Annotated in this window: 10 protein-coding genes and 1 pseudogene; 3 read left to right on the top strand and 8 right to left on the bottom strand. The window is 58.3% G+C overall.

What is annotated here, in order from left to right:
* Positions 1 to 411: 411 nt before the first annotated feature.
* The gene (locus GOB90_RS16395) at positions 412 to 711 is read right to left on the bottom strand and encodes a putative quinol monooxygenase (protein WP_146891771.1); all 300 of its coding nucleotides are present in this window, start codon (positions 709 to 711) and stop codon (positions 412 to 414) included.
* Between the two features lie 410 nt (positions 712 to 1,121).
* On the opposite strand from GOB90_RS16395, the gene GOB90_RS16390 reads away from it, so the two are divergent.
* From GOB90_RS16390 to GOB90_RS16380, 3 genes and pseudogenes are all read left to right on the top strand, one after another.
* Entirely contained in the window at positions 1,122 to 2,072 is a 951-nt protein-coding gene (locus tag GOB90_RS16390) for a type II toxin-antitoxin system HicB family antitoxin (protein ID WP_146891768.1), read from the top strand.
* Between the two features lie 553 nt (positions 2,073 to 2,625).
* Positions 2,626 to 3,383: pseudogene (locus GOB90_RS16385) on the top strand (IS5 family transposase).
* Between the two features lie 154 nt (positions 3,384 to 3,537).
* Positions 3,538 to 4,503, top strand: a complete 966-nt coding sequence (locus GOB90_RS16380; RefSeq protein ID WP_146891765.1) for a LysR family transcriptional regulator — start codon at positions 3,538 to 3,540, stop codon at positions 4,501 to 4,503.
* On the opposite strand, the gene GOB90_RS16375 is transcribed toward GOB90_RS16380, so the two are convergent.
* Genes GOB90_RS16375 through trbE form a run of 7 tightly spaced genes read right to left on the bottom strand, consistent with a single transcriptional unit; the run spans position 4,412 to position 12,238 of the window.
* Positions 4,412 to 4,684 (bottom strand): DUF2274 domain-containing protein, encoded by a 273-nt coding sequence (locus GOB90_RS16375; protein ID WP_146891762.1) that lies wholly within the window; start codon positions 4,682 to 4,684, stop codon positions 4,412 to 4,414. The two genes, GOB90_RS16380 and GOB90_RS16375, sit on opposite strands and share 92 nt — an antisense overlap.
* The gene (locus GOB90_RS16370) at positions 4,681 to 5,889 is read right to left on the bottom strand and encodes a TrbI/VirB10 family protein (RefSeq protein ID WP_146891759.1); all 1,209 of its coding nucleotides are present in this window, start codon (positions 5,887 to 5,889) and stop codon (positions 4,681 to 4,683) included. The genes GOB90_RS16375 and GOB90_RS16370 overlap by 4 nt, the downstream gene beginning before the upstream one ends.
* A complete protein-coding gene (gene trbG, locus GOB90_RS16365; protein ID WP_146891756.1) occupies positions 5,886 to 6,887 on the bottom strand; it encodes a P-type conjugative transfer protein TrbG in 1,002 nt (333 codons plus the stop codon). Before trbG ends, GOB90_RS16370 begins: the two co-directional genes overlap by 4 nt.
* Complete coding sequence (gene trbF, locus GOB90_RS16360; protein ID WP_146891753.1) at positions 6,884 to 7,567, bottom strand: conjugal transfer protein TrbF; 684 nt, start codon at positions 7,565 to 7,567, stop codon at positions 6,884 to 6,886. Before trbF ends, trbG begins: the two co-directional genes overlap by 4 nt.
* Positions 7,568 to 7,572: 5 nt before the next feature.
* Positions 7,573 to 9,033, bottom strand: a complete 1,461-nt coding sequence (gene trbL / locus GOB90_RS16355) for a P-type conjugative transfer protein TrbL (RefSeq protein WP_146891750.1) — start codon at positions 9,031 to 9,033, stop codon at positions 7,573 to 7,575.
* A 5-nt stretch (positions 9,034 to 9,038) separates the two neighbouring features.
* Positions 9,039 to 9,800 (bottom strand): P-type conjugative transfer protein TrbJ, encoded by a 762-nt coding sequence (gene trbJ, locus GOB90_RS16350; RefSeq protein WP_260175998.1) that lies wholly within the window; start codon positions 9,798 to 9,800, stop codon positions 9,039 to 9,041.
* Positions 9,797 to 12,238, bottom strand: coding sequence for a conjugal transfer protein TrbE (gene trbE, locus GOB90_RS16345; protein WP_146891747.1), 2,442 nt, complete (start codon positions 12,236 to 12,238; stop codon positions 9,797 to 9,799). The genes trbJ and trbE overlap by 4 nt, the downstream gene beginning before the upstream one ends.
* Positions 12,239 to 12,247 lie beyond the last annotated feature (9 nt).

The raw sequence follows: 12,247 nt of genomic DNA, 5'->3' as shown, positions 1-12,247 counted from the left end.
GTTTGCAGAGGATATCGCAGGCGGTCAGGATCGTCTGGGCATGGGAGCATGGGAGGGCGCAGACGGTATCCGTTTCTATTTCCCCATCTCGATCGTGGCATGGAGCAAAAGTACGGCTGAAAAGCCACTCGCTTGCTCCTGAGAGAAAAACCTATCCGTCAATGTGCCTGTCTGCTGGATGAAACGAGCAGACAGGCAATTTCCGCCTTCATTCGAGACATACGGACTCAGCTGCTGATTTTCCGAAAACGGAGGATCATCAACTGTAGGCACTAACGCCGCAGGCTACAGAAAAAATGCAGTTAGTCTGGACGCAGCTTTTTCAGGCTATCAAACCCAGGCTCATATCCGGATTTGCCCTCCTTGCGGGCGCACCTGACCATCTTAGAGAATACCAGCAGACCGGAAAAGTTATGTCTGGCGAGCCTCGCCAACATCATAAACGCGCAGGTTCCGGTCGCCGATGCCGAGACTTGGCCACGCTACGCGCCACTCAGCAATGTGTGTCGAAGCGAAATGGCAATCGAGAGCAGCCTGATCGGTCCAAAGCTCTTTAACGTGGACGAGCCCGGGCTCAAACACGTCCTCGGCGTAACCGTACTCGATGCATCCTTCCTCCGCGCGACTGGCATCAGCCATACGCTTCATAACCGGGCGCGCGGCTTCTAGATTTTGCGGCGGGAGGCGAATGGTTCCGACAATCAACAGCATCGGTTGATGCGTATATGTGTGCCTATGGAGTTACAAGCCTCTGTCGCCTTTTGCCTCGTCGTGGGCGCAACCGGATGTTCTGTTCCCGCCTCATATCGGACATAGAGTCACTTAAATCGCCATTCATACAGCGGGCATAAATCATTCAACTTACTGCCGTAAATTTGACCTCAGAGTTTGTCGCACACTGCATCTTTGCAAACGCAAGTGGCCTTAGCATTCGAATTGAGAGTCCCCCAAAATGCATCGATTCACAGTGATAGCATTTATTGCTTGCAAATCAGTTTGAGATAGCACTTAATGATATCACAGACTGAGCGAAGAAGCTCATTCTGCGGAGCTTCGCAAGCAGACAAAAAAACTATCAAGTTTGCTAGTGGAGTAGTTGATTATTTTTGGAGATTGTTACTATGAGCGGCATGAACTACAGAGGATATAGTGCTCGTATTGAGTATTCTTCTGAAGAAAGTATTTTTTTGGGACGGGTCATTGGAATTGATGACAATATCACCTTTGAGTCTGACACTGTCTCTGGCTTAAAAAGCGCTTTTGAACAAGCTATTGATAGCTACATTTCTTCTTTTGAGGAGAGTGGAAAGAATTCCCAAAAGCAATACAGTGGGAAAGTTATGTTTAGAATATCTCCCGATATTCATGCACAGGCATCTATTGCGGCTGAGTTGCAGAAAATAAGTTTGAACCAATGGGTTGAAAACACTCTTTCTGATTCATCCAAAGCTGAAATAAGATCAAAACAAATCTCAACAGCAAAAAACAAAAAAAAGAATTATTCTTTGCTTATGGATAATAGTGAAGATCTGTATGTAAGCTATGCCTACACGGGGTTCAGTTACGGGCAGGCTTTTAATGCACTATATAATAAAATGATCAATGCCCAGTCTTCGCAAGCTAGAGATAAATATATTCTTCCCGTATGTTTTGCTCTGGGTCATAGCTTAGAATGCCACTTAAAATCTTTCCTTGTGCACAATAAGGTTGATATTCGTGATTTTGGCCATGACATAAAAAGATTACACAACAAATCTATAGATTTGGGATTGTATATCGTATCGGAAGAATTACGGGAACACTTTCACGAATCTGCTTGGAATGAGGAGCAGAAGAGTTTTGATAAAACAAGAGACGGTATATCTGAAATTATACAATCTATTGTAGTAGTTCATCACTCTGAGCATAGTTATGCAGATAGATATCTCAATTACAACACAAAAACAGGCTATCCTATTTTAAACTCAAAAGTACAGAAAATATTGGTGGATTTTGAACTTACTTTGCGGGCAAAAATGCCTTATCCTCGTGTATTGTGGAGCGACAAAGTTAGAGAGCCTATTTTAGACTGAAGAATATAAAGGTTTGCCTATTGGACTATTTCGTGAGGCCGATCTGCTGAAATATTTTCTAACATAGATTGTTTGGAGATCATGCAAGGCGACAAAGGTTTCGCTGATATTGGCGCATTGACTGACGGACCGTTCGACTTTCCTTGTTTGGAGAAGTTGTGATGGGGGGAAAATAAAAACCTTCCCCCTTGAAGTAATATACATATATACCAACGGCTTACTTCTAAATATTTACAAGATTTGTATTTTCTAGTTTGCGCATATAATACAGTATAGGCCATGTACCTATCTGAGTAAATTACTATTATATTTAATATAAATATGTCTGAACGAAAAATTGAACCGAATATATTAACTGATGCTTAACGATTCCTCCTCTGTCTATGCTTCCCGGAAGCAGACCTGCGACTTGCCCCTCCCCATTGTTGCTGTCCCGCGACCTTCTAAGGCTTGCTGTTGAGTGCTTGCAACGACACGCTTTAGGGCCTTGCTCCATAAAGGGATTCCCATTGTAAACGGCCTGTGATTCTCTGTCTCTGAAGGGAGATGAGCGATGGACGCTGACCTGTTCTGGCTTTCGGACTGGCAGTTTGCGCGGATTGCCCCGCATCTGCCCACCGATACGCGTGGCAAGCCGCGTGTGGATGATCGACGCGTGATCAGCGGCATCATTCAGATCATGCTCTCCGGCGCACGGTGGAAGGACGCGTCGTCCGCATATGGCCCGCGCAAGACGCTCTACAATCGGTTTCAGCGCTGGGCTGCGAAAGGCGTCTCGGCGCGCCTGTTCGAGGCGCTGGCGCTGGGCGGTGGACGACCTGCCGAACTTCTGATCGACAGTTCCGCCGTGAAGGCCCATCGCTGCGCCTCCGGCGGAAAAAGGGGGAGCGACACCAGGCCATCGGCCGATCGCGTGGCGGCCGCACGACCAATATCCACGCGCTGACGGATGCCGCCGGCCGGCCGTTCGCCTTCGTGCTGACCGGCTGCAACGTCGCGGATTGCACGGCAGCGGTCCCGCTGCTGGAACAGGTCTCGCACGTCCGGCTGATCCACGGCGACAAGAGCTACGACACCAACGCGGTGCGTCGACAGATCGAGGACAAGGGCGCCGCGCCGAACACCCCACCCAAGGTCAATCGGGCCTAGAAGAACTGCTTTTCGCCGGTCCTTTATCGGACGCGAAATGCCATTAAGCGCATGTTCAACTGCCTCAAGGACTTCCGCCGCATCGCGACACGTTACGATCGCAATGCCACTAACCTCCACGCCGCCATCTGCCTCGTCGCGGCCGTCAGCTACTGGTTATGAGTCCAGGCCCTAGTTAAAGATGCCTCATGTCACGCAAAGGCTGAACACGCACAGTGTGAGAGCAGTTAACTGACGTTCGCTCTCAAATTCGTGCAGAATCGATATAGATTTGTAACGCTGTATTTCTGGAACCGGCCCCTGCTAACCTCGGGTAATGACGATAGAAACCCGGCACCTGCGATATGCGATCGCGGCCCTTGAGCAAGGGAGCATCAGAAAAGCCGCCCTGAAACTTGGCGTGCGGCAGATGACGGTTGTGCGGCACATCGAGGCGCTTGAGAACCATGTCGGCTATTCCCTGTTTACAAGGAGACGAGACGGCGTTCACCCCACTGATGATGGCACCACTTTCATGCAGGCCGCACGACGTATCCTACAGGACATGGAGAGTCTGACTGCCCATACGCGCTCCAGCCGCCATAAGAGAGGCGAGCGCATTGCGATTGGATTTTACACCTCAGTTTCGACCGGCAATCTGCGCGCGACCCTGACAGAATTCCGCAGTCGTTACCCGGACCTCCAGTGGCGGCTGGTTGGGGGCACCCGGCGTGAACTTCTGGCGGCACTTGAACGGGGTCATATTGACATTGCCATCGTGACGGCCGGTGAACTGAACTGGCCGGAAGGGTCTCTTCCGCTGTGGCCAGAGCGATGCATTGCCGTCCTACCAGCGAAACACCCTCTTGCTGGCGAAGCGGTACTTGAGTGGGTGATGCTGAAAAAGGAGCGTTTTCTGGTCAGTAGTCTGGATCCAGGTCAGGAGCTGACACGGATCATTCGCGCATGCCTAGGCCGTGGCAGTCATCACCCCACCCTGATCGAGCATGATATCCCGTTGGCGTCTCTGCGGCCTTTTGTCAGTGAAGACCGAGGAATCATGATCGATTGCGAAAGCAGCACAGGCGAGACGTTGCCGGGGATCGTCTACCGGGAGCTACGCTTCGAAAACGCACCGAGCGAATTGCGGTTTACTGCCTGCTGGTTGCGAAGCAACCCAAGCCGCCCCCTCGCCTCCTTCCTCTCCCTGCTCAGGGAGCGTTACCCGGACCTGATCCCGCCGACTTCGTCCGAGCCACCCGCACATGGCGCTGTTTCTGGAACGCCCGATCCGTCTCCATGAAACGTCCAACCATAAGCGGCACCAGTCTGGCCGCGTCAGTTACGGTGTCTGCAGGCTCGCCGGCAGTGGCCGAGACCAGTTCGACATAGAGCAGCAGATCCCGATGGATCTCCGCCGGCAATTCGATTGTCAGCTTCACAGGCCGACTGTCGGGGATGGTACTGATACGGAGTTTGGTCATGGGGATGCTCCCTCCTGATGATGCCAGGGTTTGAGGACAAGATCGCGATTGACTATCAGGGTGAACGGAAGCCCGGGCCGGTCAGTCAACGTAGGCTGCACGTCCATGCTGCGGTCGATCAGACGGTTCCCCACCATGGAGAACCCGTTGCTGGCCCCGCTGCGGATGGCCTGAAACAGGTTGTTCTCACCCCATGATGTGCCGGCTTCCGAACCGACGCTGAGCAGGGTCGTCACTAGTGCTGCTCTGAAAAGCTGCCCCCAGTGCTGGTCCACCTGATCCTTCAGGCCGGTCTGGCCGATCGCATCCGCACCGGGCATCCTGTCGAGCACGATGCTTTCGCCATCGGGCCGGATAAATCGGGTCCAGATGACCTGCGTGCGCTGCTGACCGAACGAAATGCTGCTGTTGTAGCTTCCGAACAGCGTGCTGCCCTGCGGAACCAGCAGATAACGGCCGGTCGGACTGTCATAGACATTCTGCGTCACATGCCCAATGAGCTGGCCCGGTAGGTCGGAACTGACTTTGGTGTTCAGTGCGCCTGCAATCACTGTCCCGGCCTGTATCACATAGGGCGAAGTCGGTGGCGTCAGGCGATCGGGACTGACCGTGACACGGTCGGGTTCTCCCGCCAGGAAGGCACGGTTGGCAGCCTGGCGATCACTCGCGCCTGACTGTGCTGCCGTTGCGGTCCCGCCGGTTGCGGGTGCGACGATGGGGAGTTCATTGTCCTGTCGCCCGCCGTCACGTGTCTGCACGAACAGCTTGCTGGCTATGGCAGCAGCGACTTCCTGTTCGGCGCGATGATCGCCCATGCTGGAGACAGGACCCGCACGTCCTTCCTGCTGCGCTTTCAGGAACGGTTTGCCCAGATCACCAGGCAAGGGCGGTCCCAGCTTCGGCACGCCGGTATAATCCTTCGGCAAGGCATCCAGCCCGTCGGCCGAGGGACGCGCATCAGACTCCTGAACGACTGACGATGCCCCCTGACGACCGGAATTCTGGAGCGCATAACCGAGCGCCAGACCAATTCCGATCATCGCGGTGCCGGCCAGCCCCCAGACGACATAGCGCGACAGCCGGACGACCTTTGGCCGTTCCGCCCGCAGACGGAGGTCTGGCGTGGATGGCGGAACCGCAGGGCGCCCGCTTTCCATTCCCGCTTCGCGCCGTACGTCGCGACCCGCGTCCTCCTCGCCCGTCATGAGCGCCGCCCATCGGTACGGACAATCCGCACGCGCTGTTCAGACTGTTTGTCGCCCAGCCGCAGTTCAGCGGCAGCAAACAGCCGATCCACGATCATCCAGTTCTGCCGGACGCGATAATTGACCAGTTCCGGTCCGCCATCGGCCCCCAGCACGAACAACGGCGGCAGTTCTCCCTGCCCTATTCCCGATGGGAAGGCGATATAGACCTTATGCCCATCATCGAAGGCCCGGCTGGGCAGCCAGGGCGGTGTTCCGCCTTTGACCGGCTGGACGGCATAGCGGAAATTCAGGCTATCAAGATTGAGCCCCGTTTCAATGGGCGCTTCGTCCTCTGCCGCGTTGTCCTGCCGATGCAGGGCGATCAGATCGTCCTCCGGGTAATCCCACGAGACCGACGCCATATAGGTAACGGGCGTGGAGCGCAGTTCCACCAGGTAGGTCCGCCGATCCGTGTTGACGATCAGGTTGGTCGTGAGATCCGGCCGTGTTGGTTTGATCAGAATGTGAATGCGTTTGGTCGCCCCTGCCCCGCTCTCAGTATCACCGATGATCCAGCGCACGGTGTCCCCTGCCGCCACCGGCCCCGTACCAACCAGCTTCTCACCCTGCTGAAGCATGATGTCGGTGATCTCACCCGGCGCGGTGTAGACCTGATAGAGCGCGCCCGGACTGTAGGGATAGACCTGCACCGCATTGATGAACCCGGCCCGCGTAGGCTGGATGCGTGCCGCCAGATTGGCCTGCGTCACCCGCGCGGTTGGGTCGGCGGCTTCGGGGGGCGGACGGGCCGCGCGTCGTGACGGCAGCGTCTTGAGCTGGCCCGGCAAGGGAAGGATTTTCGGGACTTCCACGACCTGGATCGGTTTTGGCGGATCGGGCAACCGGGTTGCCTGCATCGCGTCATCGTAACGGATGACGGGCGGATGATACTGCTGTGCGCATCCGGCCAAAGGCAGGATCAGCAGGGGAAGAAAACGAAGAGCACGACGGATCATTGGCCCAGCTCCTTCGACCAGTTGATGGCGGAGACGTAAATCCCCAGAGGGTTTTTTCGGAGATGGTCGGCATCACGCGGCAGGGTGAGCCTGGTCGCGACGATGGCGGTCCATCGCTCTGTGCCGACGAAAGCCCCGTCGCGATAATGCCGCTCGACCCACGCGACCCTGAAACTGGTGGGCGACGCACGGATGACCGATGAGACATCCAGTTCAACCTGCTCATGCCCGACGCGGGCAAAAGGGTCATTCAGGCGCGCATAGTCATTCAGTGCGACCGCACCCGTGGTCGTGGTGAAATCATACGCACGCAGCCAGTTCTGCCGCACCACGACGGGATCGGAGGACAGGCTGCGGATATCCTCAATGAAACGGGCCAGATACCAGGCGATCTGTGGATCGGTGGGCCTGTAGGACGCTGTTGCGGGGGCGACGATCTGCGCCTCACCCAGATGATCGACCTGCACGACCCACGGCGTGACGGTGCCGCGCGCGGACTGCCAGACCAGTCCCGCGCCAAGTCCTGCGGACAGGAAGAGCGACCCAAACGCCATCAGTCGCCAGTTCCGCGCCTGGACACGGGCGGACCCGATCCGGTCATCCCAGATCTGCGCCGCTTTCTGATAAGGTGTGACCGGCTCGGGTGTTGCCCCGTAGCGCGTGGTGGAGCGACGGAACATTGTCCTTATTCCTTTTCTGACAGATCAATGGACGCCGATCCGCCTCCGCCATCGGCGGCGCGGATGACATGGGCCGCCTCTGCGGCATGGGTGGCGGCGTTGCGACGCTTCATGGTGCGCGCCCAGCGCGGCGGCTCACCGTTGGTGTGACCGGAGCCACCCCCGCCTTCTCCACCACCATCGCCGCCTCCGGACGGACCGGTACCTGCCGGGCCACCACCGGTCGGAGAACCTCCTCCTGAGGGACCACCCCCGGATGGTGGGGGTCCACCGCCGTCAGAACCACCAGTTTCACCCCCTTTCCCGCCCCCCATGCCCCGCGCGGCCCACTGGCTGCCGGCAGCGTAGCTTTCCTTGAGAGATGAGCCTGCACGCGAGGCCGCCCCTTTGGCGGCATTCGCGATATTCCCGCCGACAGCCCGGCCCATGCCTCCAATCCCGGCGGCCACGCTGCCCGCACCGCCAGATGCGCCAGCGGCTCCGGCCGAATAGGCTGACGTGGCGGCCCCAGCGATCGTAGCCCCGCCACGTGCAGCAGCAGCGGTCGCACCCACAGCCGCAGCGCCACCAGAGGCGACGGCTCCAACACCAGCCACCGCCGCAGCCCCCATGCCACCAACAGCCATACCAGTGCCGACAGCGGCCCCTGCCCCAAGCTGGGGAGCGCCGGAGATCAGCCCGTTGGCGATGCTGCCGCCAAAAATGGACAGGCCGACAATCGCGAGTGAAGCCAGCACCACCGATACGGATTGCCCGATCGTGGGAACATCGCTGCCATAGGAAATGGTGAACTGTTTGAACAATACAGACGCGATGGCGGAAATGACCGCCAGAACCATGATCTTCACACCCGACGAGACGACATTGCCCAGCACCTTCTCGGCCAGAAAAGCGGTGCGATTGAACAGGGCGAAGGGAATCAGCACAAAGCCCGCCAGCGTGGTCAGCTTGAATTCGATCAGGGCGACAAAGAGCTGCACCGCCAGAATGAAGAACGCCGCCAGCACGATCAGCCAGGACAGGCAGAGCACAAAAATCTGGATGAAGTTCGTAAAGAAGGCGACAGGGCCAAGCAGATTGTGGACAGAGTCCAGAAGCGGCTGGGCCGCATCAAAACCGGTCGAGGCCAGACGACCGGGACGCAGGAAATCCGAAAGCGCCAGCGTTCCACCGCCGGCCTTGAGGCCCACGGCGGCGAAACTGTCGAAGACAATCTTCGAGAGTGCATCGAAATCGTTGATGACCCAGGCGAAGAAGCCGATATAGAGTGTCTTCTTCACCAGACGCTGGATGATGTCCTCATCCGCCGCCCAGGCCCAGAACAGGCCCGCCAGCGCGATATCCAGCACCGACAGCGTTCCGGCCAGAGAGATCACGTTCCCCTTCACCAGACCGAACCCGGTATCGATCGTGGTGGTAAAGGTATTGAGGAAGGTGTCGATAACGCCCACATCGCCCATCGCCATGGCGGTCAGTTCCCGCTGCTGCCGAACATCGACACCGTGCCCGGCACGTAGGTGTCATGCTGGGAGAAATGCTGGTATTGCGCCGCGCTTTCGGCTTCCGTCGCGGCATCGCGCGCCTGTTGCAGGGCCGTGGCCCGCCCATTGGCGGCAAGTTCGGCCTGAATGTCGGAAAGCTGGCGGGATTGCAGAGCCATAAGCTGGTTGCCAGCCTGGGCCGCCTGCAACGCCCCCGTAGAGGTCTGACTGGAGGAGACAAGCTGTGTCATGGCCGAACTGTCGCTCGGGATGTTTCCCACCACCCGCGCCTGCAATTTCAGGGCATCCTCGAACCCGCCGACGGAGTTCTGCCAGCGGGTCTGCGCCTGGGAAAACAGGGCGCTGTCAGACATCCCGGAAGAGACTGACGTGTACGCCTGCTGGTATTGCTGTTCAACGGACTGGACGCTGTAGGCGATATTCTGCGCCTGCGCGAGGAGTGCCGTGGTCTGGAAAATCGTCGATTGCAGCGTCGAGAGTGTAGACAGCGGCAGGCTGGCCAGATTGCGTCCCTGATTGACCAGCATCTGGGCCTGATTGGCCAGCGACGTGATCTGATTGTCGATCTGCTGAAGCGTGCGGGCCGCGATCAGCACGTTCTGGACGTGGTTCGCACCGTCATACACCGCCCACTGGGCGTGAGCCGGTAACACCTGCATCGCCACAACACCCACAGCCAGAGCAATCGGGAGAATTGCAGTGCCCCTGTGGCGGCTGAACCTGCCCATCATGACAAGCGTCCGTCCCGCAGGAGGTCCGCCGCCCACTTCACGCCACGCGCCTCGAACCAGGCCGGCAGAAAGCCGTCCCGCCCATGTTTCGCCAGCACCGTATCGATCGCTCGGTGATCGTCCTTGCCGGACGCAGCGCACAGGGCCAGAGCGACGGGACCGAGGCCGAGTTCAAACAGCCGGTTGCCACGCTGGGTCTGGCAGTAATACTCCCGCTTTGAGGCCGCGCGGGCGATAATGGCGATCTGCCGGTCGTTGAGGCCGAAGTCGCGATAGATGGCCATGATCTGCGGTTCGATGGCGCGCTCGTTGGGCAGAAAGACCCGCGTCAGGCAGCTTTCCACCACGGCCGGGGCGATGGGTGAATTGGCGATATCCGACAAGGACTGCGTCGCGAAGATGACGCTGGCGTTCTTCTTACGCAGGGTTTTCAGCCACTCCCGTAACTGGCCGGAGAAATTCCCGTCGTCCAGAACGAGCCAGCCCTCGTCGATGACCAGTAGGGTCGGACGACCGTCCAGCCGCCCCTCAATGCGGTGGAACAGGTAGGACAACACGGAAGACGCCGCCCCGGAACCGATCAGACCCTCCGTTTCGAAGACGACGACATCGGCATCACCCAGCCGTTCGGCGTCCGCATCCAACAGGCGACCATAAGGGCCACTCAAACAATATGGAGCCAGCGCCTGTTTCAGCGTGTTGGACTGGAGCAATGCCACCAGTCCAGACAGGGTGCGTTCCTGCAAGGGTGAGGACGCCAGGGAATTCAGCGCTGACCAGAGGTAGGATTTCACATCCGGCGTGAGCGATACGCCCTCGCCGACCAGGATCTGGCCCAGCCATTCGCTGGCCCATTTGCGCTCGTCGGCATCGTCGATCCCTGCCAGGGGCTGGAGTGAGACGCTGCTGCCCTGTTCTTCCGATGGATGATCGTCCGCCAGGCCACCGCCGAGATCGTGCCAGTCACCGCCCATACCGAGTGTTGCAGCCCGCATCGAGCCACCGAAATCGAAGGCGAAGATCTGCGAACCCGCATAGCGACGGAACTGCAACGCCATCAGAGCCAGCAGCACAGACTTGCCCGCCCCTGTTGGTCCCGCGATCAAGGTGTGACCCACATCGCCGACATGCAGGGAAAACCGGAACGGCGTGGCCCCAGCGGTCCTGCCGTAGAACAGGGGTGGTGCCCTGAAATGCCCATCCATCTCCGGGCCAGCCCATACGGCCGACAACGGAATCATATGCGCGAGGTTCAACGTCGAGACCGGCGGCTGGCGCACATTGGCGTAGACGTGACCGGGCAGAGATCCCAGCCACGCCTCCACCGCATTCAGACCCTCCGTCATGCAGGTAAAGTCGCGGCCCTGAATGATTTTCTCGACCAGACGGAGTTTTTCAGCAGCAATGCTCGCACTGCCATCCCATACCGTGACCGTGGCGGTGATGTACGCCTGCCCGACGTCATCCGCTCCGAGCGACTGCAGCGCCAGATCAGCATCCGCCGCCTTGTTGGCGGCATCGTTGTCCACGAGGACCGAAGCCTCGTTGGTCATGACCTCCCGAACAATGGCCGCAATGCTCTTGCGTTTTGCAAACCATTGACGCCGGATCTTCGTCAGAACCTTGGTGGCATCGCTCTTGTCGAGCAGGATCGCACGGGTGGACCAGCGATAGGGCATGGCCAGCCGGTTCAGGTCGTCGAGAATTCCCGGAAAGGTGCGGCTGGGGAAACCCGTGATCGTCAGGGTTTTCAGGAAGGCATCGCCGAGTTTCGGCTCCAGCCCGCCCGAAAGCGGCTGGTCCACCAGCAGGGCATCAAGGTGCATCGGAATTTCCGGCACCCGGACACGCTGGTTCCGGGTTGAAATGGTGCTATGCAGATAGGTCAGCGTCTCGCCGTCATTGAGCCATGACGCTTCCGGCATAAATCCGTCGAGCAGCGCAAGAAGCCGATCGGTGCGATCGACGAACGCACTGAGCATGCCATGCGGGTCCGGCCCGTCATGCTCGCGGCCCTCATAGAGAAACCGCGCGGCCCGGTCGGAAGATTCCGCCGGTGGCAGCCAGACCAGGGTCAGGAAATACCGGCTCTCGAAATGCACGCCCTCATCCTCGAACTGCTCCCGGCGTTCCAGATCGACCATCTGACTGGCCGCATCGGGACAATCGCTTTCCGGGTAGATCGTGGCAGGCACACGCTGCGCTTCCACGAACACCGCCCAGCCGGAACCCAGACGTCGCAGGGCGTTGTTCAGGCGCCCGGTCACACCGACCAGTTCCGCTGGCGTGGCACTATCCAGATCAGGACCACGGATACGTGCCGTGCGCTGAAAAGAACCGTCCTTGTTCAGGACAACACCTTTCTCAACCAGTGCCGCCCAGGGCAGGAAGTCGGACAGGAGGGAATTTCGATTGCGATATTCGCCAAGGGACATCATCGCCCTGCC

It is taken from the genome of Acetobacter oeni, from assembly GCF_011516825.1.
Lineage (GTDB): Bacteria > Pseudomonadota > Alphaproteobacteria > Acetobacterales > Acetobacteraceae > Acetobacter > Acetobacter oeni.
Note: the sequence above shows the minus strand (reverse complement) of the source record. Positions and strands in the feature narration are given on the sequence as shown.